The organism is Georgenia satyanarayanai, from assembly GCF_023715365.1.
GTDB lineage: Bacteria > Actinomycetota > Actinomycetes > Actinomycetales > Actinomycetaceae > Oceanitalea > Oceanitalea satyanarayanai_B.
Map to the genome: position 1 here is coordinate 1 of NZ_JAMBNZ010000015.1, position 25,867 is coordinate 25,867.

A 25,867-nucleotide genomic window follows, 5' to 3' on the forward strand; every position below is an offset into this window, starting at 1 on the left:
TGGCATCGGAGGCCACCGGTCCATACACGCCGGGCTCGGCGCGCAGCAGCGCGATGTCGGCCAGGCATTCCCCGCCCAGGGCGAGCGTCACGGCCAGGTCCAGCACGACCTTCGCGGGGTCGTGCACCGCCAACGGCTTGCGCCACCGGCCAAGCGCCGCCGACAGCTCCAGGCCGAGCCCGGTCGCGGTGACGGCCTCGGTGAGCAGCACCCCACCGGCCTGACCCACCGCCCTGGAGGTGGTGCTCGTGTCGACCTGAACACGGGGATAGAACCGCGTAGTCTTCTTCACCTGGAAGGTGCTCCTCGAACTCGGCTGACATGGACCTCGACAATCCATATCGTCCCAGTTCAGGAGCACTTTTCAGTTCACCGACACGACCTCACCCCGCTCCGCCGTGAAAGCACCGGTCTAGCAGGATCAGACCGATGACGACAAGCATGTTGCTCCCCTTCGCTCGATACTGCCTACGGGGACTATTGACGTCAGTGTAGTGGCTCACACGACGGGCCACCGGGTGGCGAGGTTGGTGCCCCGGCGGTCGTGCCAGGTTCGCGCTCATCGCCGGCGGGGCGTCAAGGTTTCCGAATTCCGTAAGACGAACCCGCTACGAGAACGGCGCGGGCCAGCGTGTTCGCCCCTCTGACCGGTGTCCGTATGGCCCGTCCGGTGATGTGTTCCGGTGGCGGGGCCCCGTGCGCGCCACAGCTGCGGTCTTCAATCGGCTGCGCCGGGGCCATCGGCACCGCGCACTCCGTTCTTGCCGCACTCGCGGCCTCCGGTGAACACCATGACAGCACCGCACGCTCATCGAGTGCGCGTCCGCGCGAACGCCAACGTGCCGCCGACGCGCACCGCGACGCCGACGGTCCGCGCCCATTTCGGGTCCCACATTTTCTGCTCGTCCACGAGGTGCTCTACCAGCGCCTCGAGCAGCACCGTGCATGCCACCGGTGACGCAAGCACCCGGCCGACGCAGTCCTCGATCCCATGCTCCTTCTCGACCGTCTTCGTGGTCACCCGGTCGACGACATGCACCGCGATCGCGCCACGTGCGGCCGCACGCCTCTCCTCGTATGCCGCGCGCCGGCACGACTGCGAGCACCACGTAGCGGGGCGTCCCGTTCTTTGTCGCGGGACCGGTGCGCCGCAACGCGGACAGTTTCCCGGGTCGATCTGGATGTCTGACAGCTCGTCCATCACGCGCCTCCCTTCCGTGCGGACGTAACAGCAACCGCCTCTGGTGCCAGAGGTGTGAGGACTACAATTCGGCCCCTGGCTCGGCTCGTTCGTGAGGTATCTGAGCCCCAGTGCGACCGCTCGCAGGACGGCGTAGTTCTCGACGACGAGCCCGCGGTGCCGGTGTGCATCGTGCTACACGTTTGTGCCTCTGGCGCCGACGGCGCACCTGGTAGTCGAACGGGAGCTTCTCGGGCACATTCTCGGGGTGGACTGCACTGTCGCCGTGCTCCACAGTCCTGGCCGACGTCGGTGCGCCGCCGTACCATCGATGCATGACCCCGAAGCTGACGGAGTACATCGAGGCGGGCTACTCGCTCACCCCTGATGAGCGCCTGGAAGCTGCTCGCATGCTTAGGCTCAGCGTGGATCAAGACGCCGACACGGATCCGGCGGAGGTCGAGGTCGCCTGGCGCGATGAGGTCGGCTCGCGGATCAACGACATCCTTGCGGGCAAGGTCGAACTGGTCGACGCGGACGAGACGTACCGGCTCCTTTCAGCTGAGCTCGCGTCGAAGCGCCGGTGACGCTCGCCCAGCGCGAGCATCCCGAGGCGCGCGCCGAGCTTCGTGCCGGAGCCATTTGGTACGACGACTCGGCCACCGGCCAGGAGTTCCTTGATGCGACGCGCCAGGCACGGCGGAGCATCGCCGCGATGCCCGACGCATGGCCACCGATCCGCGATTGGGACCGTGAGCCAGTCGTCCGGCGCAAGGGCGTGCCCGGCTTCCCCTACGGGGTGATCTACCACGTTGCCAATGACGAGGTCGTGATCGTCGCCTACGCCCATGAGAGGCGCCTGCCGGGGTACTGGAAGCACCGGGTGGGCGACTGATCAACGGTTCGCCGCCGGTCTCGGGCAGAGTGTCTGAGACCAGTCGACCACCCGCGGCGACGATTGCCCCGTACGCATCTGGACCTGGGCTGATGCTCCTCGTCAGGGTGCGTACGGGGTGCGTACGGGGTCAGGCACCCCGTACGTTCTCGGTAACGCACCCCCGCGAAACTGTCCACATGATCGAGCGATCCCACTTGTGGACGGTGAGCAGGCCGAAGTCGGCCTGCGCCCGGGGTTCGACGAGCGCGCTTTGGGGGAAGAGAGCGGTGGTGATGACTCATCACGACCGCGGACGCGCCGGTGGGCAGACGATTCCCTTCGGTGCAGACGCCGACCTCAGGGGGAGAGAGCGGTGGTGAGGGCTCCTCACCACCGCTCCCTGCGTTCACTTCTCGTCGGTGCTGCTGTCACGAGGAGCGAGTGACTCGAGGATCTCGGCGGTCACCGGGTTCACCTTCTCGTCGGGCTCGATGTAGTGCTCCTTGGTGATCTGGGACGAGGTGTGGCCGAGCATCTCGGCCGCGAGGTCCGCACCGCTTGCCCGGTCGATCACCGTCGCGACGGTCCGGCGGAACGAGTGCGGCGTGACCCCCGAGATGCCGGCCTCGTCCAGGATGGCGCGCAGGCGCCGGCGCACGTTGTTGGTCGTCAGCGGCGTGTGGTTACGGCTGAAGAAGATCAGGTGCTCCGCGTCCTCGTCGGCGATCGCGACGAGCCGCTCGCGCAGCACCTCAGCGGTGAACGACGGCACCGCGACGGTTCGGGCCGACTTGGCCGTCTTGGGGTGCGGCTGCCGGTGGGTCGGCTTGCCCGTGGGCGAGACGATCGTCCCGCTGAACCGGACGGTGGCGGGCGAGACGGTGACGTCGACGTCACACTTTCGGATCGCCAGCACCTCGCCGATCCGGGCCGAGGTACCGAGCATGACCTCGATGATCTGGTCGAGCTGGCCGTCCGGCGGCGGTCCGGGTATCCCGGGCTCTCGGCGCCATCCCCGCACAGCGGCCCGGATCGCGTCCACCTGGTCCAGGGTCAGGGCCATCGCCCGAGTCGGCGGCTTCCTCAACCGGACCGTGTCCCGCACCGGGTTCTCCCGGAGCGCGTCGTAGCGGACCGCCAGGCCGAGCGCGAGGCTGAGGACGGTGCGCGCCTGCTTGGCCATGCTGTAGCTCCGGGCGGTGGCCAGCGCCTTGATGAACCTGTCGACCTTCGCGACGCTGATCTCGCGCAGCGTGTAGTGCTCGAAGGCGGGCATCACCAGCTGCCGCATGTTGCGTTCGTAGAGCGCCCTGGTGCTCGGTGCGAGCTTGCCCTCCAGGTCGAGATCCTCCAGCCAGAGGTCGACGAGGCGCCCGAAGGAGGCGTCGGGGGTCAGCTCGCCGGTCCCGATGGCGTAGTCGGCCCGGCGGGAGAGTCTTTCCTTCAGGCGGTGCTCGGCCGCCTTGCGCGTCGGGCTGCGCGCCTCGACCCGCCGGAGCCGACCGACGAGGTCCCGGACGCGCACCCGGGCGCGGACCACCCCGTTGGCCAGAGCCGTGAACTCGATGTCACCGAACGTGCCGATCGGGGTGCGGGGCCGCGCCACCTCAGCTCACCCCGCCGAGCGATCGCGGCGGTCCGCCGTGGCGTTGCGCTGGGCCTCGACCCACGCCGCGACGTCGGAGACGGCGAACTTCAGGTGCCTGCCGACGCGGAAGCCGCGAGGACCGTGCCCGGTCTGCCGCCAGTCGTAGATCGTCCGGACGGGCACGCCGAGGTACTCGGCGAGCTCCTGGACGTCCAGGAGCGGTTCCAACCCGCCCAACCGTGTCGTCGAGGTTCCCATGCCCGCCAGGTGCGCGGGACGCGCCGTGGCAGCCGTGACACCCCGGCAGCGACCGGCGACGACCGCACGGCAGACCCGACCCGACCTCGACGAGGAGGTCAAAGTGGAGGGTTTGTGGAGGGTAGATCAAATCTCTAGACGCCTCAGGCCCGGGAATCCGTGGATTCCCGGGCCTGATCTGGTAGCGGGGGCAGGATTTGAACCTGCGACCTCCGGGTTATGAGCCCGGCGAGCTACCGAACTGCTCCACCCCGCGTCGGTAATCACCACCCTACGCGGCGGTGACCCCCGGTGGCAATCCGGCGGGCAGTGAGGTGACTCACCACCCGCCGGACCGCCGCGGCCGGCTCAGCCTCCGCCGTCGTCGCCGCCCTCGGGCGGTGTGCCGTCGGCGGGCGACTCGCCCTCACCGTCGGCCGGCGGGGTCGCGCCGTCCTCGGGCGCGGGGACCTCGCCCGCCGCGGCGTCGAGCTCCTGCTGGGCCTCGGCCGCCTCCGCGAGCGCGGCCTGGAGGCGGGACTGCGCCTCGCCGTAGGTCGTCCAGTCACCCTCGGTGAGGGCCGCCTGGCCGTCCTGGAGGGCCTGGTTCGCGTCGGCCAGCGCTCGGGTGAGGCGTTCCTGCGCCGCGGCGTCGACCTCTGTGGTGCCCTCCGGCGTCTCCCCCTCGGGTGTCTCGCCCTCGGGCGTCTCGTCGACGACGTCGGCGTCCCCGCCCTCGGCACCCGAGTCACCACCGAAGACCTGGTCGAGCGCCTCGGTCAGCGTCGGCGCGAAGCCGATCTCGTCACCGAAGGCGACGAGTACGTACTGCAGGAGGGGGTACTGCGTGCCGGCTGATGCCTGGACGTAGACCGGCTGCACGTAGAGCAGGCCGCCGCCCACCGGGACGGTGAGGAGGTTGCCGTGCAGCACCTGCGAGCCACCCTGCTGGAGCAGGTTGAGCTCAGTGGAGATCGTCGGGTTGGAGTTGAAGGTGTTCTGCACCTGGCCCGGGCCGGGCACCGTGACGTCCGAGGGAAGCTCGAGGAGCCGCAGCTGCCCGAAGCCCTCTCTCACCTCGCCCGGGGTGTTGCCGGTCTCCGAGTCCACCGCGAGGAAGCCGGTGAGGATGTTCCGGTCGGTCTGCCCGCCCGGGATGAAGCTCGAGGTGAGCGAGAACTCGGCGGTCTCCTGCCCCGGCATCTGCATCGTCAGGTAGTACGGCGGCTGCGGCACACCCTCGGCCGCGGTCGGGTCGTTGGGGATGTTCCAGAAGTTTCCACCGGAGTAGAAGGAGGCCGCATCCGTCACGTGGTAGCGGCTGAGCAGCTCGCGCTGGACCTTGAAGAGGTCCTCGGGGTAGCGCAGGTGGCTCATGAGGTCGCCGCTGATCTCCGCCCGCGGGGAGATGTGGTCGGGGAAGACGTTCTGCCAGGTCTTGAGGATCGGGTCCTCCTCGTCCCACTCGTAGAGCGTCACCTCGCCGTCGTAGGCGTTGACGACCGCCTTGACGGAGTTGCGGATGTAGTTGACCTCCTCCGGCGCGGGGCCCACGACGACGCCACCGAGCTCGTCGGTCAGGGCGTCGGTCGTCGCGTCCTCGAGCGACTCACGAGCCGAGTAGGGGTACTCGTTCGTCGTCGTGTAGCCGTCGACGATCCACACGAGCTCCTTGGGGGTGGACTCGTCCCCGTCCATGTCGACGATAGCGGGGTAGGCGCGCGCGTCGAGGGTGAGGTAGGGCGCCACCTTCTGGACGCGCTCGTGGGGGTCGCGGTCGTAGAGGATCTGCGACTCGGAGTTCACGCGGTCGGAGAACAGGATCTGCTCCGAGCCCATGCGGATCGCGTAGAGCAGCTGGTTCCAGAAGTTGCCGAGGCTCGGCCCGCCGTCCCCCTCGTAGGTGGTGTTGACCTGCCCCTGGTCGGCGTCGTCGTTCGGGTAGTCCAGCTCCCACGGCTCGGTGCCCTCGGGGGCGCCGACGATCGAGTAGCCCGGGGTGTTCTGCCCGAAGTAGACCCGCTCCTCGTACTCGCCGAGCTCACCGACGCTCGGGATCCCGTACTCGAAGAAGGCCGGCTGGCCGTCCCCGGCGACGGTGTTGCCGTACGCGGCGACTGCACCGAAGCCGTGGGTGTAGACCGTGTGGTCGTTGACCCAGGTGCGCTGGTCGTTGCCCAGGCCGTCCTGGTTGAGCTCACGGATCGCGATGACGGTGTCACGCTTCTCGCCGTCGATCTCGTAGCGGTCCACGGCCAGCGTCGTAGCGAAGTCGTAGTACTGCCGGTTCTGCTGGAGCTGGCGGAAGGTGGGGCTGACGATGTTCGGGTCGAGGAGCCGGATGCTGGCTGTGGACTCGGAGTCGTTGCGCAGCTGGCCGGCCTCCGCCTCGGTGACGGCGTCGTAGGTCTGGGTCTCGACGTCGTCCAGGCCGTACGCGACGAGCGTCGCGTCGATGTTGCGCTGGATGAACGGCGACTCCGCCTCGACGGCGTTCGGCGTCACCTGGAAGCGCTGGACGACGGCGGGGTAGATCCCGCCGATGACAACGCCGGAGACGATCATGACGCCGACGCCCGCGGCCGGCAGCATCCAGCTCCCGCGGAAGGCGGCGACGATGAAGAGGATCGCGATGATGACCGCGATGACGGCGAGGATCTCGCGGCCGGGCAGGTTGGCGTTGATGTCGGCGTAGGAGGCACCGGCGAACCGCTCGTTCTCCTCCACGAGCAGCGAGTAGCGGTCCAGCCAGTAGTTCGCCCCGATGAGGAGGACGAAGACGGCGGCCATGACCGACAGCTGGACCCGCGCCGCGCGCGTCACCCGCTGCGGACGGCCGGCGAGCTGGATGCCGCCGTAGAGGTAGTGCGTGACGAGCGAGGCGACCAGCGTGATGAGGACGACCGTCATGAGGAAGGAGACGAGCGTACGCAGCACCGGCAGCGTGAAGACGAAGAAGCCGACGTCGATGTCGAACTCCGGGTCGGTGGTGCCGAAGGGCTCACGGTTGAGCCACATGAGCACCGAGCGCCAGTTTCCGCTCGCCGAAATGCCCGAGAAGACGCCCAGTACGAGAGGGGCGCCGATCATCACGAGGCGGCGAAGCGGCTCCACGCTCTCGCGGTAGCGGTCGAGGTTCTGCTGCTCAGGGGTGACCGGCGCGTAGATGGGACGCGAGCGGTAGGCCAGGCGCAGGCCGAGCCAGACGGACACGCCCATGACGAGGAAGCCGATGGCGAAGAGCACCGCTCGGGTGGTCCACTCCCGCCACAGGACCTCCTCGAAGTCCAGGTGCGAGAACCACAGCACCTCCGTCCAGAACTGGGCGGTGATCATGAGGATCGCCGCGAGGACCGCGAGGATGACGAGAGTGGGCACGAGTGCGCCGCGTCGTCGGCCTGCCGCGGGCCGCGGTGGTCGTGGGACGGAAGAGGTCGTCACGTGGTGGCACCTTCGGTCGTGGAGCTGTCGGGAGGCGGCGTGGGTCGCCCCTGCCGGAACAACGCGCCGCCCGCCCTCTAGGTTCCCACACGCGCCGCTCGCCTCCCCCTCCCGAGGTGCGCGATCATGGGCCCATGACGGCTTCCCCCATCGAACCCAGCCCCCGCCAGCGCGCCCTCGCCGAGGCGGTCCGCGACATCGAGCGTCACGTCGGCTCGCTCGGCTGGGACTCCCCCGTCCTCGTGTTCTCCCTCGTGCGCACGGCCGCGGCGCTGGCGGTCAACCCCGCGCTCGCCGCCGAGCTGCCCGAGGGCGCGGAGGAGTCGGCGCGCCTGGACCCCGAGCACCTGCTGTCCGTCGAGCAGGACGGCCTGCCGCCGGCCGGCACCCTCGAGGAGCTCCTCGCCCAGCTCGGCTGGCCCGAGGAGGTCGACGGCGCCGCGATCGTCGTCGAGCGCATCGTCGTGCCGCCGGAGGCGGAGACGGACATGCCGCAGGACCCGGAGGCGGCCGTCGCCTACCTCGAGGCGCACCCGGACCGGCAGGACGTGCGGATCGTCGCGGGGGTGCTGCGCACCGGGGAGTCGTGGTGCGCGTTGCGCTCGCGTGCGCACGACTCCGAGGACGCCGTGGGCGGCTCCCCGGACGCCGTGCCCGGGCTCGTCGAGGCGCTGCGCGCGACCTTCGCCTGAAGGCTCAGGGGGCCGGGCAGCGCTCGAGGTCCCCGGTGCGTCCCTCCGTCACGGCCTCGAGCGCCGCGACGGCGTCGGAGACGGTGTCGACGGCCACGACCTCCAGCCCGTCCGGCACCGCGCCGGTGACCTCGTCGCAGTTCTCCACCGGCGCGAGGAACCACTCGGCGCCGTCGCGCTCGGCACCGGCGAGCTTCTGGGCAATGCCGCCGATGGGGCCGACGTCACCGGCGAGGTCGACCGTGCCGGTGCCCGCGACGACGGCGCCGCCGGTCAGCGAGCCGGGGGTGAGCATGTCGACGATCCCGAGCGTGAGCATGAGTCCCGCGCTCGGGCCGCCGATGTTCTCGATGGCGAAGCCGACGTCGACGGGCAGCTCGACCTCCGGGGAGATCATCACGCCGAGCAAGCTGCCGCCGTCGCCGTCGTCGGCGGTGACGACCTCCACCGGCGTCTCCTCCCCCGCGCGCTCGACACCGAGGGTGACGGTCGACCCGGGCGGGGTGTCGGCGAGGACGTCACTGAGCACGGCGAAGGAGGTGAGCTCGGTGGGTCCGGCGCCGGCGGCGATGCTGACGAGAGTGTCCCCCTCCTCGAGCAGCCCCGTGGTCGGGCCGTGGGGGCTGGTGCCGGCGACGCGCAGCTCGGTGGGCACGTCGTAGCCGAGCTCGGTGAGCGCCGCGACCGTGGCGTTGGTCTGCGAGGAGCTCATCTGCAGGGTCGACTCCTGCTCGACGTCCTCCCGGGTCTGCTCGGGGTCGAAGGCGGCCTCCCGCGGCATGACCGTCGTCGTCCCCGAGAGCCAGCCGCCGACGACCTGGGCGGCCGTGGCCGGGAAGCCCGGCCCGCCGCGCGTGGAGACGGTGGTGAGCCGCAGCTCCCCGTCGGTCGGGTAGGTCTCGGTGCCCTCGACGGTGATGAGCGGGACGTCGGTGCCGGGCGCGTCCCCGAGGGTGTCGACCGTCGGTCCGGGGCTCTGGATCGCGTAGGGCGGGGTGATGACGAGCATCGCCAGGGCGAGGACGAAGGTCACCGCACCGGCGACGGCCGCGGTCACCGTCCGAGGGGTGAGCAGCGGCCGGTCGTCGTCGGTCACCGCGGGGTGGTCGGGTCGCAGGCGCACCGCCACATCATCACCCCGGGCGGGCGGCAGGCCGAACCGTCCCGCCTCGTCACGCCCTCGGCGAAACCGCTCCTGCCGTGCTCTGAGCCCCGGGCCGCGGGGTTACCGTGGTGCCCCCCGAAGGATCGGAGCTGTCGAATGAGCCAGGACCCCGCCGGTGAGGAGAGCTGGGAGGCGCTGCTGCGCTCCATGCTCGGGCCGCAGGCCGCCGACGAGGCCATGGCCGCGATGCGCGCCGCGGGCCTCGACCCGGAGGCGATGGCCAGCGCCGCCGGCCTCCCCCAGGACCGCAACCAGCTCGCGCTGATGCTCGGCCAGATGCAGCACATCCTCGCCGCCGGCGGCACCGACCCCGTCAACTGGGCGCTCGCCGGTGACGTCGCCACCCAGGTGGTCCGCCAGACCGGTGACGTCACCGTCACCGCCGCCCGGGCGGCCGAGGCCACCGAGGCGCTGCGCGTGGCCGACCTGTGGCTGGACGCCGTCACCGAGCTCGGCCCCAGCGGCGGCGCCACGCGGGCGTGGTCCCGCTCGGACTGGGCCCGCGAGACGCTGCCGACGTGGAAGACGCTCGCCGAGCCGATCGCCACCTCCGTGGCCCGCGCGCTGGAGCGCGTCCTGGAGGAGCAGACCCGGGAGCTCGGCGACCACCCGCTCGCGGCCGGCCTGGGCGCCGGTGCGGGCGGCGGCATGATCCGCCAGCTCGGGGGCGCCGTCTTCGGGATGCAGGTGGGCCAGGCCGTGGGCACGCTCGCCGGGGAGGCCTTCGGCGCGTCCGACACCGGCCTGCCGCTCGTCGAGGGCCACGATGCCGCCCTGGTCCCCGCCAACGTCGACGCCTTCGCCGAGGGCCTGGACGCGCCCGCGGAGGAGGTGCGCCTCTTCCTCGCCGTCCGGGAGGTCGCCCACGCGCGGCTCTTCGCGCACGTGCCGTGGCTGCGCGCCCACCTCCTGGGCACCGTCGAGGCCTACGCCCGGGAGATCTCCATCGACACCGGGGCGATCGAGGAGGCCGTCCGGGGTCTGGACCCGAGCGACCCCGAGTCCCTGCGCGAGGCCTTCTCCGGCGGCGTCTTCGCGCTGGAGCAGAGCGACGCGCAGCGCGCGGCGCTGGTCCGGCTCGAGACGGCGCTGGCGCTGGTCGAGGGCTGGGTGGAGGTCGTGGCCGGCCAGGCCGTGGCCCCGCACCTGCCGCACGCCGTCCCCCTGCGCGAGATGGTCCGCCGCCGCCGGGCTGCAGGTGGTCCGGCGGAGCAGACCTTCGCCTCGCTCGTCGGGCTCGAGCTGCGGCCGCGGCGGCTGCGGGAGGCCGCGGCGCTGTGGACGCACCTGGCCGAGCAGCGCGGTGTCGAGGCGCGTGACGCCCTGTGGTCCCACCCCGACCTCATGCCGACCGCCGAGGAGCTCGACGACCCGAAGGGCTTCGTCGCCGCCCGCGACGCCGCCGCGAGCGCGGACGAGGACGTCGACGCCGCCCTCGCGAGCATCTTCGCCGAGGCCGAGCAGGCCGAGGGCCCGGACGCCGCGCAGGACGACGCCGAGGGCGACCCCCGCTAGTCCTCCGTCCCGCCGGGCTCGGGTGCCTCCCGGCCCTCGAGCCGGCGGGCGAAGGAGACGCCGTCCAGGAAGCCGCGGGCCCGCTCGGTCTGTGGGTAGCGCTCGACCCAGGCCCAGAAGTCGGGCCCGTGGCCGCCGACGAGCAGGTGGGCGAGCTCGTGGACGAGCACGTAGTCCAGCACCCACGGGGGCATCCCCTTGACCTGCTCGGAGATGCGGATGGTCCCGGTGCCCGGCGTGCACGAGCCCCAGCGCGTGGTCTGGTTGCCCACCCAGGCGACGGACTGCGGGCGTGCCCGGCCCTCGAGGTAGCGCGCGGACAGCTGCTCGGCGCGGGTGGCGAGCTGCGCGTCCGACGGTCGGCGGCGGCGACCGGTGCGCTCGAGCCGCTCGACCATCCGCGCCACCCACTCCGCCTCCTCGGCCGCGGTGAAGCGGTCCGGGATGGCGACGACGGTGCGCCCGTTCTCGCGGAAGGCCTGAACCGTCCGCGTGCGCCGGCGGCTGCGTCTGACCTCGATCTCCGACATGACACCAATCTACGGCGGGCCACCGACAGCTCGGCCGCGCGGGCCGGCCCGTCCACAGGCGCGGCTGTCCACAGGGCGCCGGTGCACCTGCGCCGCGCCGGTCGGCCCGCTGCCATCCTCGGGGTGGGAGGGCACATGCGACTACGACCAGGCACCCACGTGCTGTGGCGCCAGGAGGGCAGCAGCCAGGTCCACGCGGACCCGGACCTCGCCGTCGTCCTCGACGGGCTCACCGGCGAGGAGCAGCAACTGCTCGACGGCCTGGAGCGGGAGACGAGCGAGGCCGCGTTCCTCGCCCGCGGACGCGAGCTCGGGGTGCGCGCCGGCCGGGCGCGGGAGCTGCTGGCGCGACTCGAGGGCTGCGGCGCGCTGGAGCGGGCCCGCGACCCGTCCCTCGACCACCGGGGCCTGGGCGCGGAGGTCGACCACTGGTCGCGGGTGGCGCAGCGTGACGCTAGCGACGTCGTCGCCCGTCGCGGCGCCGCGACGGTGGCCGTCCTCGGCCTGGGCCGGCTCGGGCTCCTCGTCGCCTCGGGTCTCGCGTCCGCCGGAGTGGGGACGCTGCTCGTGGAGGACCGGGCGCGCGTCCGGCGCGACGACGTCGGGCTGGGCGGCTACGGTCTGCACGACGTCGGCAAGGAGCGCGGGGAGCGGGGCCGGGCGGTGCTGCGCCTGGCGCACCCGCACCTGCGGACCTCGGCGCCGGCGCGCACCCGGCCCGACGTCGTCGTCCTCGTCGAGCAGGACGTCAGCGACCCGGTGCGGCTGCGGCCGCTCGTGCGGGAGGACGTCGTCCACCTGCTCGTCGTCACGCGGGAGGTGGACGTCGTCGTCGGTCCGCTCGTCACGCCCGGGGCGGGACCGTGCGGGCGCTGCGTCGAGCTGCACCGCACCGCGGCGGACGAGCGGTGGCCGGCGGTGGCCACGCAGCTGCTCGGCACGCCGGCCCGCGGGGTGGAGGCCGCCACCTGCCTGCTCGCGGCCGCCGTCACCGTGGGGCAGCTCGTGGCCTCCCTCGACGGCCGGCCGGTGGCGACGGCGGGCACGAGCCTCGTCGTCGACGCGCGGCGGCCGGTGCCCCGGACACAGCAGTGGCCGGTGCACCCGGACTGCGGGTGCACCGGCCTGCCGGCGCGGACGGGGGTGGTGCCCGCCGCTCAGGCCTGACTCAGGCCGCGGGGTGGTGCTTCCGGGGGCGGCCGCGGCCGCGCTTGGTCGCGACGACCGCGCCGCCGATGAAGACCTCCCCGCCCCACACGCCCCAGGGCTCGGCGCGCTCGAGCGCGCCGGCGAGGCAGGCCTCGCGCACGGGGCAGGTGCGGCACAGCGTCTTGGCGAACTCGACGTCCGCCTGGCGCTCGGCGAACCAGAGGTCGGGGTCCTCCGCGTCCTGGCACGGGGCGAGCGGCGTGGGCTCGACCAGCGCGAGCACGTCCGTCTCCTCGGCCAGCGGCCACGACTGTGAGGACCCCTCGTTGAGGCGGTCGAGAAGGGTGGTGAGTTGCACGAGAGTCTCCGTGAGTGCGAAGCCGGGTCTGGACAGACCTGCGGCAAGTCCCCGGGAGGGGCGAACCGCGGTCGGGAGCTGCGCGGTCCGGCGGAGAACGTGTGCGGTTCTACGGCGTCCGGAGCGCGCGGCCCTCGGCGTAGCCGACGGGCGCGGGGCGAAGGCGGGAGCGGTCCCCGGTGAACCAGGGCAGAGCTCGGCCCAGCTCACGGCTGGCGGCTTCCATCGAGATGATGGTGATCACTGCGGTTCACCTCCCCTTCGCACATGGGGGCCCTTGTGTGCTGGCTAGGCACGGGCCCCGACTCGGTCACGGACGAGAAGGACATTACGCCCGTCCCGTGACGGGGGGCAAGGTATTTATCGAGGAGATCGTCCCGATCTTCCCGGCGGACCGGAACCGGCGAGATCTCGCGGCTCGGCGGCCCGGGCCGGCTCAGGCGCCGGGCGGCTCGACGACGACCTCCTCGCCGCGCACGACGGCGAGGACGGCGGGCCCGTAGGCCTCGAGCTTGGCGGCACCGACGCCGCGCAGGATGCCGAGCTGGCGCAGGTCCTTGGGCTTGGCCTCGGCAATCGCGGCGAGGGTCGTGTCGTGGAGGACCGTGTAGGGCGGCTTGCCGATCGCGGTGGCCACCTGCCCGCGCCAGGCGCGCAGCCGTTCGACGAGGGCGGCGCCCTCGGGGTCGGACTCGGTGAGCTCGGCGATGCGGTCACGCCGGGGCGCGCGGGCGGCGGGGCGGCGGGCGGCGCCCTCCTCGGGCCACAGGCCGTCGAGGAAGCGCGAGGGCTTGCGGCTCGCGCGCCCGCCGACCGTGCGGGCCCGGGCGTAGGAGAGCATGAGGTGCTCGCGGGCCCGGGTGACGCCCACGTAGAGCAGGCGGCGCTCCTCGGCGACCGCCTCCTCCGTCTCGGCCAGGGAGATCGGCAGCAGCCCCTCGCTCACCCCGACGAGGAAGACGGCGTCCCACTCCAGGCCCTTGGCGGCGTGGAGGGAGGCAAGGGTGACCCCGGAGACGGTCGGGGCGTGCTGGGCGCTGGCCCGTTCCTCGAGCTCGGCGACGAGGCCGGCGAGGTCGGCGCCGCGGGCGGCCGCGATCTCGTCCGCGAGCGCGACGAGCGCCTGGAGCGACTCCCAGCGCTCGCGCACCGCGCCACGGGCGGCCGGCGGGTCCGGGGCCCAGCCCATGCCGGCGAGGACGTCGCGGACGGCGTCGGGCATGGGGTGGTCGGTCATCGTGCGGGCCGCCCCGCGCAGGAGGACGACGGCCTCGCGCACCTCCCGGCGGGAGAAGAAGCGCTCACCGCCGCGCACGAGGTAGCCGATGTCCGCCTGGGCCAGGGCCTGCTCGAGCGCCTCGGCCTGGCCGTTGGTGCGGTACAGGACGGCGATCTCCCCCCGCGGCACGCCCGACTTCTCCAGGGCCGCGATGCGGGCGGCAACCCCGGCGGCCTCCGCGACGTCGTCGTCAAAGGCCTCGAAGCGGACCGCGGGCCCGGAGGGGCGCTGGGCCACGAGCCGGACGGCTGCGCTCGAGCGGTGGCGCCCGGCCCGCTCGAGGACGCTGTTGGCCAGGGACACCACCTGGGGCGTGGAGCGGTAGTCACGCACGAGGCGGACCACCTCCGCGCCGGGGAAGCGGCGCGGGAAGTCGGTGAGGAAGCGCGGGGTGGCACCGGTGAAGGAGTAGATGGTCTGGGAGACGTCCCCGACGACGCACAGCTCGTTGCGGTCCCCGAGCCACAGGTCGAGGAGGCGCTGCTGGAGCGGGGAGACGTCCTGGTACTCGTCGACGACGAAGTGACGGTACTGGCGGCGGACCTCCGCGGCGACGTCCGCGCGCTCCTCGAGGATGCCGACCATGAGGAGGAGGACGTCCTCGAAGTCGATGACGCCGCGCTCGGTCTTGACGTCCTCGTAGATTTCCAGCAGCCGCGACACCGTGGCGCGGTCCTGTCCGGCCGCCTCCTCGCGGCCGGCGGCGGCGGCGCGCGTCACGTAGTCCTCGGCGGTGACGAGGCTGACCTTGGCCCACTCGATCTCGGCGGCGAGGTCCCGGATGCTCACGCGGTCCACGCCCAGGCCCAGGCGCGAGGAGGCCTCGGCGACGAGCGGCGCCTTGTGCTCCTGAATCTTCGGCAGGCCGCCGCCGATCGCGGCGGGCCAGAAGTAGGACAGCTGGCGCAGCGCGGCCGCATGGAAGGTGCGCGCCTGGACGCCGCCCACCCCGAGGTCGCGCAGCCGCGAGCGCATCTCCCCCGCGGCGCGGGCGGTGAAGGTGACGGCGAGGACGGTCGTCGGGCTGTAGACGCCGGCCCGCACGCCGTGGGCGATGCGATAGGTGATGGCGCGGGTCTTGCCGGTGCCCGCGCCGGCGAGGACGCACAGCGGCCCGGTGAGGGTCTGGGCCACGGCGCGCTGGTCGTCGTCGAGGGCCGCGAGGAGCTCCTCGCTGCTGGGGGTGGTCGAGCTCGTCATCGCGGCCAGTGTCTCAGCACCCGCCGACACGCGGCCCGACCGTCCCCGGGCCCGTGGAAATACGCCGTCGTGGCACGGCGTTATGGTCGGCGAACCCCGACCTGAAGGAGACCTCTGTGAGCACGATGACGCCCGAGCCCGGCACGATCACGATGTACACGACCACGTGGTGCGGGTACTGCCGCAGGCTGAAGAAGCAGCTCGACGGCGAGGGCATCGGCTACAGCGAGGTCAACATCGAGGAGGACCCGCAGGCCGCGAGCTTCGTCGAGGAGGTCAACGGTGGCAACCAGACGGTCCCGACCGTCCTGTTCCCCGACGGCTCCGCCGCGACGAACCCCTCCCTCAACGAGGTCAAGACGCGCCTGGGCTGAGCCCGGGCCGCAGCTGGACGCAAGGTGTGGGGTTCCGGACCTCTGAGGTCCGGAACCTCGCACCTTGTCTCATGCCCGGATCGGGCCGGCCTCGAGCGGGCCGCCGTACCAGTCCTCGATGAGCGAGCGGGCGATCGAGGACAGCGAGGGCAGCAGCACGCTCCCCTCGGCGACGGCGGCGGCCAGCGCGGCGCGGGTGAAGAAGCGCGCGTCGGTGAGCTCCACGCCGTCGACGGTGATCTCCGTGCCCGCCCCCGGGGCGACGTCCGCCCGGAATGCGGTCATCAGCGAGCAGGGGAAGGGCCACGGCTGGCTGCCCTCGTAGCGCACCGCGTCGACGACGACGCCGGTCTCCTCGGCCACCTCCCGCCGCACCGCCGCCTCCAGCGACTCCCCCGGCTCGACGTACCCGGCCAGGGTGGAGAAGCGGTGCTCGGGCCAGTGGGCGGCGTGCCCGAGCAGCAGACGGTCCTCGGCGTCGACGACCGCCATGATGACCGCCGCGTCGGTGCGCGGGTAGTGCAGCGAGTGGTCGACGACGCAGCGGCGCACCCACCCGGCCTCGAGCACCTCGGTCGCCTCCCCGCAGCGGGGGCAGCGCGGGTTGCGCGCGTGCCACGCGGCGAGCGCCACCGCCGTCGTGCCCAGCCCCGTGTCCCGGTCGCTCAGCCGGTCCCCGACCTCCCGCAGGTTGCGCATCCCGACGCCGGCGAGGAGGGCCACGAGCGGCGCGTCGGTGTCGACCGGTGCGCCGTCGAGGTCCCGCTCCGAGCCGAGGTGGCCGGGCAGGACGAGCGCGACGAAACGCGCGTCCCCCTCCCGGCCGAGGTAGTGGACCTGCTCTGCCGTCCACGCGTCCGCCGGCACGTCGGCCGCGGGGAGCAGGACGAGACCGTCCTCCCGTGCCCCGACCTGGCCCCGGTGGACGAGGACGACGCGCGTGCCCGGGTCCTCCCGCAGCTCACCGAGGAGGTCGGGACGGGCACGGGAGGCGCCGTCGGCGTCGATGGTCGTGCGCGCGAGGGGGAGCTGGGTGAGGGCCACCCGCGCACCGTATCCGCACCCCGATCTGGGGGCGCGCCGCGGGCGCCGCGGGTGTGGAGGGCGCGCGCGTCCTACGGTTGGGGCGTGACACGTAGATCCCCCCTCGCCCTGGCGGCGCTCGCCACTGCGGCGGTGCCGGGCCTCGACGTCGTCGCGACCCGCTCCCCGCAGAGCACCACCGCCGACTTCCAGGTCACCGGGGTCCTCGACTCCGGCGGTCGCCACTGGGTGGTCCGCTGCCCGCTGCACGCCTCCGCCGGGGCGTCGCTCGAGGCGGAGGTCGCGCTGCTGGGCACGCTCGCGGCACACGTCCGCGACGGCGTGCTGCCCTTCGCCGTGCCCGAGCCTGCCGGCTTCGCCGCCCTTCCCGAGGGCGGGCGCGCGATGGTCTACCGCCAGCTGCGCGGACGCCCCCTCGACCTCGAGCGCCTCGGCGCCGGGCCCGGGCTCGCGGCGGACCTGGGGCGCAGCCTCGCGGCGCTCCACGAGCTGCCCGCGCGGATCGTCGAGGACGCCGGCCTGCCGGTCTACGACGCCGACGAGTACCGCAAGCGCTGCCTCGCGGAGATCGACACCGCCGCCCGCACGGGGCACGTGCCCACCGTCGTGCTGGCTCGCTGGGAGCGGGCCCTGGAGGACGTCGCCCTGTGGCGCTTCCGCACCACCCCGGTCCACGGGGACCTCGCCGAGGAGCACGTCCTCGTCCAGGACGGCGAGGTGAGCGCGGTCATCAGCTTCTCCGAGACCCACGTGGGCGACCCCGCCGTCGACCTCGCGTGGTTGCTCGCGAGCGCCCCCGAGGAGTGCCTCGACGCGATCGAGGAGGCCTACGCCCTCGCGCGCCCCGAGAACGCCGACACCTACCTCCTCGACCGGGCCCAGCTCGTCGGGGAGCTCGCCCTGGCGCGCTGGCTCATGCACGGTGTCAACACGTCCAACGAGCAGGTCGTCGCGGACGCCGTCCACATGCTCGAGGACCTCGCCGAGCAGGTGGGGGACGCGGAACCGATCGGCCACCGGGAACCCGTCGTCGTCCCCGGCCGGCCCGAGGACTGGGCCGAGGACGGCGACGACGCAGCTGCCGGCGCCGAGGACCTCGACCCGAACGCGACCGCCGAGCTGCCGTTCCTGCGCGCGGAGCAGTCCCCGGACGACCCGGCCGAGGAGACCGAGCCCGACGGCGGGGAGCCGTCCCGGGCGTGAGCGGCGCCCCGTCCGCCGATGCCCCGCGCCGGGACGCCGCCCTCACCGCCGTGCTGGCGGCCGTCGGCGTGCTCGGCGTGTGGTGGGTCTTCGTCACCACCTCCCTGGGGCAGCGGGTGGAGAGCACCGCGCTCGAGGGCTCGCGGATCGGCCGGCGTCGCCTGTCCGAGGGCAGCCAGACGGTGCTCGACGTCGTCTCGGTGCCCTTCCTCGTCGTCGTCATCGTCGTCGGTGTCGCGATCGCCCTGGTGCAGCGGCAGGGGCGGGTCGCGCTCGCGGTGCCGCTCCTCGTCGGCGGTGCCAACGTCACGACGCAGGTCCTCAAGTACCAGGTCCTCACCCGTCCCGACCTCGGCGTCTCCGAGGCGGTCGCCAACTCGCTGCCGAGCGGGCACACGACGGTGGCCGGCACGGTGGCCGCCGTCGCCGTCCTCGTCGCGCCGCCGCGCTGGCGCTGGGCCACCGCGCTGGCGGGCTGGGCCTACGCGGGCGGCACCGGGCTTGCCACGATGGTCAACGGCTGGCACCGGGCCTCCGACGTCGCCGCGGCGATGCTCGTCGTCCTCCTGTGGGGCGCGCTCGCCGTGCTCGTCGGGAGGCCGCTCCCGCCCGGCCCGGGCCACCGTCCGACGGCGGTGACGCGCCGGCTGGTCCTCCTCGCCGCGGGGGTGAGCGGGCTGCTCACGAGCGTGTCCCTCGCCCTCACCGCGGGCAGCACCGGATCCGACGCGAGCCGCGCCGAGCTGCTCGTCGCCTACGGCGGGGCCGTGCTCGGCGTTGCCGCGGTCACCCTCCTCACCGCGGGCCTCCTCCTTCGCCTGTGCACGTCCGGCCCGGGGCGCCGGGGCCGCAGGCGCTGACGCGGCCGGACAGTCCTGTCCGCTCTCGAGATGCGGCACCGCCACTCTCGGTGTTGTCTATGGGCCACACGTCGGCCGCCGCAGGCCGACCGTCACGCCGAGGAGGGCACGTGCGACGACCGCGGACGACGATCACGGTCCTGACGCTCGCCCTGGCCGCCGGCCTCAGCGCCTGCGCCAGCGAGTCCGGACCCCCCGTGCTCACCTGGTACATCAACCCCGACGACGGCGGCCAGGAGTCCCTCGCGCAGACGTGCACCGAGGAGGCCGAGGGCGAGTACCGCATCGAGACCTCGCTGCTCCCGCGCGACGCCGCGTCCCAGCGTGAGCAGCTCGCCCGCCGCCTCGCCGCCTCCGACGAGTCGATCGACATCATGAGCCTCGACCCGCCGTTCATCCCCGAGATGGCGGCCGCCGGCTTCCTCGCCCCGGTCCCCGACGACCTCCAGGAGACCGAGGACGTCGTCCAGGGCGCGGTGGACTCCGCGACGTGGGACGGGGAGCTCGTCTCGGTCCCGTTCTGGGCCAACACCCAGCTGCTCTGGTACCGCAAGTCGGTGGCCGAGGAGGCCGGGCTGGACATGGAGCAACCCGTCACCTGGGATCAGCTCATCGAGGTGGCCACCGACCAGGATCTGCTCCTCGGCGTCCAGGGGGCCAAGGCCGAGTCCCTCACCGTGTGGATCAACGCGCTCATCGCGTCCGGCGGCGGCGAGGTCATCGCCAACCCCGAGGCCGAGGCGGACGAGGTGGAGATCGACCTCGACTCCGACGCCGGCCGCGCCGCTGCCTCCGTGCTCCAGCGGATCGGGCAGGGCGGCCTGGCGGGGTCCGGGTTCCCGACGGCGGACGAGAACGCGTCGATGAACCTCTTCCGCGGGGACGACGGCTCGTTCATGGTCAACTGGCCCTTCGTGTGGCCGGCCATCAACGGCTCGGACCCGGACATCGCCGAGGACATCGGCTGGGCCATCTACCCGCGGATGGACGAGGGCACCGACGCCGCGCCGCCCGTCGGCGGGATCAACCTCGGGGTCAGCGCCTTCAGCGAGCACGTCGACGCCGCCTACGACGCCGTCGCATGCATCGTCCGTCCCGAGCACCAGGCCGAGTACTTCGTCACCAACGGCAACCCGCCGTCGTCGGTCGAGGCCTACGAGGACGAGCGGGTCCAGGAGGACTTCCCGATGGCCGACACCATCCGGGAGTCCCTCGAGCTCGCCGCCCCGCGTCCCCAGACGCCCTACTACAACGAGGTCTCGATCGGCCTGCAGGAGACCTGGCACCCGCCCGCGGGGGTCGATCCCGACGTCACCCCCGGGTCCTCGGCCGACTTCATCACCGCGGTCCTGCGAGACGAGAGGCTGCTATGACCTCGAACATCCCGGCGGCCGGTCCCGCAGCGGACCGGCGCCCCGACGATCCCACCCCCCGGCCCGACTCCCGCCCGCGCGGCAAGAAGGGCTCGGACCGCTCCCGCTCCGAGGCCCGGCTCGGCTGGTACCTCGCCGGCCCCGCGTTCGTCATCATGCTGGCGGTCACGCTCTACCCGATCCTCCAGGCGCTCTACGACTCGCTGTTCAGCCTGCGCCTCACCGCGCCGGACGAGACCGAGCTCATCTGGTTCCGCAACTACCAGGTGGTGCTCGGCGACCCCGCCTTCCTCCAGTCGCTGTGGATCACGATCGTCATCACGATCATCACCGTGCTCATCGAGCTCGTGCTCGGCTTCCTCCTCGCGCTCGTCATGCACCGCGCGATCCAGAACCTCCGCGGCCTGATCCGCACGGCGATCCTCGTCCCCTACGGCATCATCACCGTCGTCTCCGCCTTCGCGTGGTTCTACGCCTTCGACATCAACTCCGGCGGCTACGTCAACAACTGGTTCGACTGGGTCCCGGGCATCACCGAGAACCTCAACTGGTTCGCCTCCCAGGGCACGTCGCTGTTCGTCATCATCGCCTCCGAGGTGTGGAAGACGACCCCGTTCATCTCCCTGCTCCTCCTGTCCGGCCTCGCGCAGGTGCCCGGGGACCTGGAGGAGGCGGCGAAGGTCGACGGCGCGACGGGCTGGCAGGTCCTCAAGCGCGTCATCCTGCCGAACATGAAGGCGGCGATCATGGTCGCCGTCCTCTTCCGGGCGCTGGAGGCCTTCCGGATCTTCGACAACGTCTACATCATGACCAACGGCGCGAACGACACCGAGGTCCTCTCGCTGCTCGCCTACGACACCTCGATCGGGCGGCTCGAGATCGGCCTCGGCTCGGCGATCTCCGTGCTGCTCTTCCTCTGCGTGCTCATCATCGCGGGCATCGCGATCAAGGGCTTCAAGGTCGATCTCGCCGGCTCGACGGGAGGAAAGTGATGAGGGGCCTGTCCACGAAGCAGAAGATCGGGTGGGTGGCGATCACGCTCGTCGTGCTCGTGTGGTCCCTGTTCCCCGTCGTGTCCATCGCCATGACCTCGTTCAAGACGCAGAGTGGGCTCTTCTCCGGGACCTTCCTGCCCGAGGAGTGGACACTGGAGAACTACGAGACGATCCTCGCGCCGGGCGGCAGCGCCCAGGACCTCTTCCTGCCGTCGCTGCGCAACTCCATCGGCATCTCGCTCATCGCCACCTTCATCGCCGTCGTCCTCGCGACGCTGTGTGCGTACGCCATCGCCCGGCTGGACTTCCGGGGCAAGCGGCTCATCCTCACCACCGCCTTGGCCGTGTCGGTATTCCCCGTCGTCTCGATCGTCACGCCGCTGTTCAACCTCTGGCGCTCCATCGGTCTGTACGACACCTGGGCCGGCCTCGTCATCCCCTACCTGTCGCTCACGTTGCCGATCTCCATCTGGACCCTGGCGGCCTTCTTCCGGCAGATCCCCTGGGAGCTGGAGCAGGCGGCCCAGGTGGACGGCGCCACCCCGTTCCAAGCCTTCCGCAAGGCCGTCGTCCCGCTCGCCGCCCCCGGCGTGTTCACGACGGCGATCATTGCCTTCTTCATCGCGTGGAACGACTTCGTCTACGGCATCTCGCTCACCTCGACGAGCGCCGCCCGGCCCGTGCCGGCGGCCCTGTCCTTCTTCACCGGCGCCTCGCAGTTCGAGGAGCCCACCGGTTCGATCGCGGCGGCTGCCATCGTCGTCACCGTGCCGGTCGTCATCGTCGTCCTGCTCTTCCAGCGGCGCATCGTGTCCGGCCTCACCCAAGGCGCAGTCAAGGGCTGAGGCCCGAACGACAAGGAGTTCAGCCATGGCATCGATCACCCTCGACAACGTCGTCAAGACCTACCCGGACGGCTTCACGGCGGTCAAGGGCGTGAGCCTCGACATCGCCGACGGCGAGTTCGTCATCCTCGTGGGACCGTCCGGCTGCGGGAAGTCGACCCTGCTGCGGATGATCGTCGGGCTGGAGGACATCAGCGACGGCGAGCTGCGCATCGCCGACGAGGTCGTCAACGACAGGGCGCCGCGCGACCGCGACCTCGCGATGGTCTTCCAGAACTACGCGCTGTACCCCCACCTCACGGTCTACGAGAACATCGCCTTCCCGCTGCGCCTGGCCAAGGGCGAGTACACCGACAAGCAGATCGACGAGCGGGTCCGCGAGGCCTCGCGGCTCCTCGAGCTCGACGAGCACCTCGAGCGCAAGCCCGCCAACCTCTCCGGCGGCCAGCGCCAGCGCGTGGCCATGGGCCGGGCCATCGTCCGGCGGGCCAAGGCCTTCCTCTTCGACGAGCCGCTCTCCAACCTCGACGCCAAGCTCCGCGGGCAGATGCGCACCGAGATCGCACGCCTGCAGCGCAACCTCGCCACGACCACCGTCTACGTCACCCACGACCAGACCGAGGCGATGACGCTCGGGGACCGGGTCGCGGTGCTGCGTCGCGGCGAGCTGCAGCAGGTGGCCAGCCCGCGCGGGCTGTACGACCAGCCGATCAACCTCTTCGTCGCGGGCTTCATCGGCTCCCCGCCGATGAACTTCCTGCCGGGGATCGTCGAGGGCGACGTCCTGCGCCTGCCCATCGTCGACGTCCCCATGGACGAGCGGATGCGTGCCGCCGTCGGCGACCGCGAGGTCGTCATCGTCGGCATCCGGCCCGACGCCTTCGAGGACGTCGACACGATGGAGCCCGGCCGCACCGACACCGGGGTGCGCTTCGACGTCGACGTCGACGTCACCGAGTGGCTCGGTGAGGTGCTCTACGCCTACATCCCCTTCGAGACCCACAAGGCCGTCCAGGCGCAGCTCGAGGAGCTGGACCGGGACCTCGACGGCGAGGGCATGCGCACCCAGCTCATCATCTCCCTCGACGCGGCGAGCACCGTCCGCGCCGGGGACCCGGCCGAGCTGTGGTTCGACCCCGCCTCCCTGCACCTCTTCGACCCGGAGTCCGGCGACAACCTCACGCGCAGCGAGGAGCGCGCGGCCGAGCTCGAGGACCAGGCCCGGGCGATGCGGGAGCGCGCCCTGGAGCGGGCCCGGCGGCGGGCTGAGAAGGACGGCCAGCAGGACGGCGAGCGCGCGACGGAGACGGCCCGCACGCGCCGCTGACTCGCCCGCTTCACCCCTGCCCCTCGCCGCCGACAGCTGGATCCCGCACCGGACGGGATCCGGCTGTCGGCGCATGCGGGTGGGGCGAGGGCTGGCGTGGCCCAAGTCACACTTAGGGAAATATCTCACCATGCGGACGCAATTTCCCCCGGCCAGGGCCGCGCCGGAACGAGGTCGAGCTTCCCGCACCATGTCACGCCAGACCGCCGCTCCGCCGCCCGCCGAGATCAGGCCCGGAGGGCGACGGCAGGCCGCTGGACGACTGTCGGACGGCGCGCGACCTCGTTAACGTGGTTGGCCGTATGCCCCCCGCCACACCAGCAGCACCCCGTGTCCCGTCCGCCGCCGCACCCGACACAGTCAGCGGCAACCCGCCCGTGACCGTGCGGCCTCCGCAGCCCGCCGAGGGCGCCGACATGTGGCGCCTCGCCCGCGACTCCGGCGCCCTGGACCTCAACACCTCCTACGCCTACCTCCTCCTCGCGCGCGACTTCGCGCGCACCTGCCGGGTGGCCGTGGTCAGCGGTGAGGTCGTGGGCTTCCTCCTCGGCTACCGCCGTCCCGAGGAGCCGGGCACCCTGTTCGTCTGGCAGGTCGCCGTCGACCCTGCCCAGCGCGGGCGGCGGCTCGCCGCCCGGCTCCTGGCCGACGCCGCCGCCGGCGCCGTTTTCGTGGAGGCCACGATCACCGCGGACAACACCGCCTCCCAGCGCCTCTTCGAAAGCTTCGCCGCCGAGCGCGGCGCCCCCCTGGTCCGCAGCGGGCTCTTCGCCGCCGCGGACTTCCCCGACGCCGGACACGAGACCGAAGGGCTGGTGAGGATCGGCCCCCTGGAGCCCATCGAGAGCTGAACCCCGCACCCACACGCGTCCGTACCGCCACGAAAGGCAGCCTCCCCGATGACGATCACCAGCCCGACCACGACCACGACCGATCTCGAGTCCGAGGTCCGCAGCTACTCCCGCTCCTGGCCGGTCACCTTCGACCGCGCCGTCGGCGCGACGATGTACGACACCGACGGCAACCCGTACATCGACTTCTTCGCCGGCGCCGGCTCCCTCAACTACGGGCACAACAACCCGGCCCTGAAAAAGGTGCTCCTCGACTACCTCGCGCGTGACGGCGTCGTGCACTCGCTGGACATGTTCACCGCGGCACGCGACGAGTTCCTCACGACCTTCGCCGACACGATCCTGCGTCCCCGCGGACTGGACCACAAGGTCGTCTTCCCCGGTCCCGGCGGTGCCAACGCCGTCGAGGCCGCGCTCAAGCTCGCACGCAAGGTCACCGGCCGCGAGTCGGTCATCAGCTTCACCAACGCCTTCCACGGCATGACCCTGGGCGCGCTGTCGGTGACCGGCAACGCGATGAAGCGCGGCGGGGCGGGCATCCCCCTCGTCCACGCGACGCCGATGCCCTACGACGACTACTTCGACGGCGACGTCCAGGACTTCCTCTACCTCGAGCGGCTGCTCACCGACTCGGGCGGCGGCCTCAACCAGCCGGCCGCCGTCATCGTCGAGACGGTCCAGGGTGAGGGCGGGATCAACGCCGCTCGCGCCGAGTGGCTGCGCAACCTCGCGGACCTGTGCAAGCGGCACGGGATCCTGCTCATCGTCGACGACATCCAGATGGGCTGCGGCCGCACCGGCGGCTTCTTCAGCTTCGAGGAGGCCGACATCGTGCCCGACATCATCACGCTGTCGAAGTCGATCAGCGGCTACGGCCTGCCGATGGCGCTGACCCTCGTGCGCCCCGAGCTCGACATCTGGGAGCCGGGTGAGCACAACGGCACCTTCCGCGGCTTCAACCCCGCCTTCGTCACCGCGACCGAGGCGATCCGCCGCTACTGGTCCGACGACGAGCTGCAGCGCAGCACGATCTCCCGCGGCCTGGCGGTCGAGTCACGCTTCAACGCGCTCGTCGCCCGCTACGAGAGCCACGGCCTCGTGGCCAAGGGCCGCGGCCTGGCCCGCGGGCTGCAGCTGCCCTCCGGCGAGCTCGCCGGCCGGGTCACCCAGGAGGCCTTCGCGAACGGCCTGCTCGTCGAGACGTCCGGGCCGGGCGATGAGGTCGTCAAGCTGCTTCCCCCGCTGACCATCAGCCCGGCGGAGCTCGAGGCGGGCATGCGCATCCTCGAGCAGGCCGTCGTCACCGTCCTCGAGAACCAGGAGAACTGACCATGATCGTCCGCAGCTTCCACGATCTCGACGACACCGAGTTCGACATCCAGACCCCCAACTGGCGTTCGAAGCGCATCATCCTCGCCCGCGACAAGGTGGGCTTCTCGGTGCACGAGACCACCCTGTACGCCGGCACCGAGAACGAGTTCTGGTACGCCAACCACATCGAGGCCGTGATGATCGTCGAGGGCGAGGGCACGATCACCGACCTCGGCACCGGGCAGACGCACGAGCTCCGTCCGGGCTCGATGTACCTCCTCAACGAGCACGACAAGCACGTCGTCCGCCCGCGGACCGAGATCCGCACGATCTGCGTCTTCAACCCGCCCGTCACCGGCCGCGAGGTCCACGACGAGAACGGCGTCTACCCCCTCATCACCGAGCCCTGACACCCCCCTCCATCGCATATGCGGGAAATCCGCGGCTCCAGAGGACCCCGGAGCCGCGGATTT

The 25,867-nt window shown here is 72.1% G+C and carries 26 protein-coding genes and 1 tRNA gene; 15 read left to right on the forward strand and 12 right to left on the reverse strand.

Annotated elements, in window-relative coordinates; translation table 11 throughout:
• Window positions 1-292 (reverse strand): transposase (locus M3148_RS14890; RefSeq protein ID WP_251305510.1); only part of this gene is annotated, 292 nt, incomplete at its 3' end.
• A 516-nt stretch (window positions 293-808) separates the two neighbouring features.
• Window positions 809-1,021 (reverse strand): hypothetical protein, encoded by a 213-nt coding sequence (locus M3148_RS14895; protein ID WP_251305512.1) that lies wholly within the window; start codon window positions 1,019-1,021, stop codon window positions 809-811.
• Window positions 1,022-1,515: 494 nt separating this feature from the next.
• Here M3148_RS14895 and M3148_RS14900 point away from each other — a divergent pair, with 494 nt between their 5' ends.
• Together M3148_RS14900 and M3148_RS14905 are read left to right on the forward strand one after the other, a co-directional pair.
• Window positions 1,516-1,767 carry an addiction module protein gene (locus M3148_RS14900; RefSeq protein WP_251305514.1) on the forward strand — a complete coding sequence of 84 codons (252 nt, stop codon included), beginning with the start codon at window positions 1,516-1,518 and terminating at the stop codon, window positions 1,765-1,767.
• Window positions 1,764-2,075 carry a type II toxin-antitoxin system RelE/ParE family toxin gene (locus M3148_RS14905; protein ID WP_251305520.1) on the forward strand — a complete coding sequence of 104 codons (312 nt, stop codon included), beginning with the start codon at window positions 1,764-1,766 and terminating at the stop codon, window positions 2,073-2,075. Before M3148_RS14900 ends, M3148_RS14905 begins: the two co-directional genes overlap by 4 nt.
• Before the next feature lie 388 nt (window positions 2,076-2,463).
• Here the strand turns inward: M3148_RS14905 and M3148_RS18020 are convergent, their stop codons facing one another.
• The 4 genes from M3148_RS18020 to M3148_RS14930 all read right to left on the reverse strand — a co-directional run bounded on the left by M3148_RS18020 (window position 2,464) and on the right by M3148_RS14930 (window position 7,323).
• Entirely contained in the window at window positions 2,464-3,663 is a 1,200-nt protein-coding gene (locus tag M3148_RS18020; RefSeq protein ID WP_308203253.1) for a tyrosine-type recombinase/integrase, read from the reverse strand.
• A gap of 6 nt (window positions 3,664-3,669) precedes the next feature.
• On the reverse strand, window positions 3,670-3,873 hold the full coding sequence (locus tag M3148_RS14920) for a helix-turn-helix domain-containing protein (RefSeq protein WP_251305522.1): 204 nt from the start codon (window positions 3,871-3,873) through the stop codon (window positions 3,670-3,672).
• A gap of 209 nt (window positions 3,874-4,082) precedes the next feature.
• Window positions 4,083-4,159 (reverse strand) — tRNA-Met (locus tag M3148_RS14925).
• A gap of 92 nt (window positions 4,160-4,251) precedes the next feature.
• The gene (locus M3148_RS14930; RefSeq protein WP_440136958.1) at window positions 4,252-7,323 is read right to left on the reverse strand and encodes a UPF0182 family membrane protein; all 3,072 of its coding nucleotides are present in this window, start codon (window positions 7,321-7,323) and stop codon (window positions 4,252-4,254) included.
• A gap of 134 nt (window positions 7,324-7,457) precedes the next feature.
• Here M3148_RS14930 and M3148_RS14935 point away from each other — a divergent pair, with 134 nt between their 5' ends.
• A complete protein-coding gene (locus M3148_RS14935; protein ID WP_251305525.1) occupies window positions 7,458-8,015 on the forward strand; it encodes a PPA1309 family protein in 558 nt (185 codons plus the stop codon).
• Between the two features lie 4 nt (window positions 8,016-8,019).
• On the opposite strand, the gene M3148_RS14940 is transcribed toward M3148_RS14935, so the two are convergent.
• Window positions 8,020-9,138 carry a YlbL family protein gene (locus M3148_RS14940; protein WP_251305526.1) on the reverse strand — a complete coding sequence of 373 codons (1,119 nt, stop codon included), beginning with the start codon at window positions 9,136-9,138 and terminating at the stop codon, window positions 8,020-8,022.
• Window positions 9,139-9,276: 138 nt separating this feature from the next.
• On the opposite strand from M3148_RS14940, the gene M3148_RS14945 reads away from it, so the two are divergent.
• Window positions 9,277-10,695 carry a zinc-dependent metalloprotease gene (locus tag M3148_RS14945; RefSeq protein WP_251305527.1) on the forward strand — a complete coding sequence of 473 codons (1,419 nt, stop codon included), beginning with the start codon at window positions 9,277-9,279 and terminating at the stop codon, window positions 10,693-10,695.
• On the opposite strand, the gene M3148_RS14950 is transcribed toward M3148_RS14945, so the two are convergent.
• Window positions 10,692-11,225 (reverse strand): M48 metallopeptidase family protein, encoded by a 534-nt coding sequence (locus tag M3148_RS14950; protein ID WP_251305528.1) that lies wholly within the window; start codon window positions 11,223-11,225, stop codon window positions 10,692-10,694. The genes M3148_RS14945 and M3148_RS14950 overlap by 4 nt on opposite strands.
• Before the next feature lie 135 nt (window positions 11,226-11,360).
• On the opposite strand from M3148_RS14950, the gene M3148_RS14955 reads away from it, so the two are divergent.
• Entirely contained in the window at window positions 11,361-12,392 is a 1,032-nt protein-coding gene (locus M3148_RS14955) for a thiamine biosynthesis protein ThiF (protein ID WP_251305529.1), read from the forward strand.
• 1 nt (window position 12,393) lies between these two features.
• Here M3148_RS14955 and M3148_RS14960 read toward each other — a convergent pair whose 3' ends face one another.
• The 3 genes from M3148_RS14960 to M3148_RS14965 all read right to left on the reverse strand — a co-directional run bounded on the left by M3148_RS14960 (window position 12,394) and on the right by M3148_RS14965 (window position 15,211).
• A complete protein-coding gene (locus tag M3148_RS14960; RefSeq protein ID WP_251305573.1) occupies window positions 12,394-12,657 on the reverse strand; it encodes a WhiB family transcriptional regulator in 264 nt (87 codons plus the stop codon).
• A 184-nt stretch (window positions 12,658-12,841) separates the two neighbouring features.
• The gene (locus tag M3148_RS18025; RefSeq protein WP_285884893.1) at window positions 12,842-12,976 is read right to left on the reverse strand and encodes a hypothetical protein; all 135 of its coding nucleotides are present in this window, start codon (window positions 12,974-12,976) and stop codon (window positions 12,842-12,844) included.
• Between the two features lie 192 nt (window positions 12,977-13,168).
• Window positions 13,169-15,211 carry an ATP-dependent helicase gene (locus M3148_RS14965; RefSeq protein WP_251305530.1) on the reverse strand — a complete coding sequence of 681 codons (2,043 nt, stop codon included), beginning with the start codon at window positions 15,209-15,211 and terminating at the stop codon, window positions 13,169-13,171.
• Window positions 15,212-15,336: 125 nt separating this feature from the next.
• Between M3148_RS14965 and M3148_RS14970 the strand changes: the two genes are divergently transcribed.
• Window positions 15,337-15,585 carry a mycoredoxin gene (locus tag M3148_RS14970; RefSeq protein ID WP_251305574.1) on the forward strand — a complete coding sequence of 83 codons (249 nt, stop codon included), beginning with the start codon at window positions 15,337-15,339 and terminating at the stop codon, window positions 15,583-15,585.
• Between the two features lie 69 nt (window positions 15,586-15,654).
• On the opposite strand, the gene nudC is transcribed toward M3148_RS14970, so the two are convergent.
• A complete protein-coding gene (gene nudC / locus M3148_RS14975; protein WP_251305531.1) occupies window positions 15,655-16,629 on the reverse strand; it encodes an NAD(+) diphosphatase in 975 nt (324 codons plus the stop codon).
• Window positions 16,630-16,713: 84 nt separating this feature from the next.
• Here nudC and M3148_RS14980 point away from each other — a divergent pair, with 84 nt between their 5' ends.
• The 9 genes from M3148_RS14980 to M3148_RS15020 all read left to right on the forward strand — a co-directional run bounded on the left by M3148_RS14980 (window position 16,714) and on the right by M3148_RS15020 (window position 25,804).
• On the forward strand, window positions 16,714-17,832 hold the full coding sequence (locus M3148_RS14980) for a phosphotransferase (RefSeq protein WP_251305532.1): 1,119 nt from the start codon (window positions 16,714-16,716) through the stop codon (window positions 17,830-17,832).
• Window positions 17,829-18,692: a phosphatase PAP2 family protein gene (locus M3148_RS14985; protein ID WP_251305533.1), complete on the forward strand. Its 864-nt coding sequence runs from the start codon at window positions 17,829-17,831 to the stop codon at window positions 18,690-18,692. The genes M3148_RS14980 and M3148_RS14985 overlap by 4 nt, the downstream gene beginning before the upstream one ends.
• 59 nt (window positions 18,693-18,751) lie before the next feature.
• Window positions 18,752-20,065 (forward strand): sugar ABC transporter substrate-binding protein, encoded by a 1,314-nt coding sequence (locus M3148_RS14990; protein WP_440136959.1) that lies wholly within the window; start codon window positions 18,752-18,754, stop codon window positions 20,063-20,065.
• A complete protein-coding gene (locus tag M3148_RS14995; protein ID WP_251305535.1) occupies window positions 20,062-21,057 on the forward strand; it encodes a carbohydrate ABC transporter permease in 996 nt (331 codons plus the stop codon). The genes M3148_RS14990 and M3148_RS14995 overlap by 4 nt, the downstream gene beginning before the upstream one ends.
• Complete coding sequence (locus tag M3148_RS15000) at window positions 21,057-21,905, forward strand: carbohydrate ABC transporter permease (RefSeq protein ID WP_251305536.1); 849 nt, start codon at window positions 21,057-21,059, stop codon at window positions 21,903-21,905. Before M3148_RS14995 ends, M3148_RS15000 begins: the two co-directional genes overlap by 1 nt.
• Window positions 21,906-21,930: 25 nt before the next feature.
• On the forward strand, window positions 21,931-23,232 hold the full coding sequence (locus tag M3148_RS15005) for an ABC transporter ATP-binding protein (protein ID WP_251305537.1): 1,302 nt from the start codon (window positions 21,931-21,933) through the stop codon (window positions 23,230-23,232).
• A 377-nt stretch (window positions 23,233-23,609) separates the two neighbouring features.
• Complete coding sequence (gene ectA / locus M3148_RS15010; RefSeq protein ID WP_251305538.1) at window positions 23,610-24,083, forward strand: diaminobutyrate acetyltransferase; 474 nt, start codon at window positions 23,610-23,612, stop codon at window positions 24,081-24,083.
• 48 nt (window positions 24,084-24,131) lie between these two features.
• A complete protein-coding gene (ectB, locus tag M3148_RS15015) occupies window positions 24,132-25,412 on the forward strand; it encodes a diaminobutyrate--2-oxoglutarate transaminase (RefSeq protein ID WP_251305539.1) in 1,281 nt (426 codons plus the stop codon).
• 2 nt (window positions 25,413-25,414) lie between these two features.
• Window positions 25,415-25,804, forward strand: coding sequence for an ectoine synthase (locus tag M3148_RS15020; RefSeq protein WP_251305540.1), 390 nt, complete (start codon window positions 25,415-25,417; stop codon window positions 25,802-25,804).
• Window positions 25,805-25,867: the final 63 nt, after the last annotated feature.

Bases quoted from the DNA above. Each gene is read 5' to 3' on its own strand.
- M3148_RS15000 (WP_251305536.1), top strand. From the start codon at position 21,057: ATGAGGGGCCTGTCCACGAAGCAGAAGATCGGGTGGGTGGCGATCACG.
- M3148_RS14970 (WP_251305574.1), top strand. From the start codon at position 15,337: ATGACGCCCGAGCCCGGCACGATCACGATGTACACGACCACGTGGTGC.
- M3148_RS14950 (WP_251305528.1), bottom strand. From the start codon at position 11,225: ATGTCGGAGATCGAGGTCAGACGCAGCCGCCGGCGCACGCGGACGGTT.
- M3148_RS14995 (WP_251305535.1), top strand. From the start codon at position 20,062: ATGACCTCGAACATCCCGGCGGCCGGTCCCGCAGCGGACCGGCGCCCC.
- M3148_RS15005 (WP_251305537.1), top strand. From the start codon at position 21,931: ATGGCATCGATCACCCTCGACAACGTCGTCAAGACCTACCCGGACGGC.
- ectB (WP_251305539.1), top strand. From the start codon at position 24,132: ATGACGATCACCAGCCCGACCACGACCACGACCGATCTCGAGTCCGAG.
- M3148_RS14935 (WP_251305525.1), top strand. From the start codon at position 7,458: ATGACGGCTTCCCCCATCGAACCCAGCCCCCGCCAGCGCGCCCTCGCC.
- M3148_RS14965 (WP_251305530.1), bottom strand. From the start codon at position 15,211: ATGACGAGCTCGACCACCCCCAGCAGCGAGGAGCTCCTCGCGGCCCTC.
- M3148_RS14900 (WP_251305514.1), top strand. From the start codon at position 1,516: ATGACCCCGAAGCTGACGGAGTACATCGAGGCGGGCTACTCGCTCACC.
- M3148_RS14945 (WP_251305527.1), top strand. From the start codon at position 9,277: ATGAGCCAGGACCCCGCCGGTGAGGAGAGCTGGGAGGCGCTGCTGCGC.
- M3148_RS14990 (WP_440136959.1), top strand. From the start codon at position 18,752: ATGGGCCACACGTCGGCCGCCGCAGGCCGACCGTCACGCCGAGGAGGG.
- M3148_RS14955 (WP_251305529.1), top strand. From the start codon at position 11,361: ATGCGACTACGACCAGGCACCCACGTGCTGTGGCGCCAGGAGGGCAGC.
- M3148_RS15020 (WP_251305540.1), top strand. From the start codon at position 25,415: ATGATCGTCCGCAGCTTCCACGATCTCGACGACACCGAGTTCGACATC.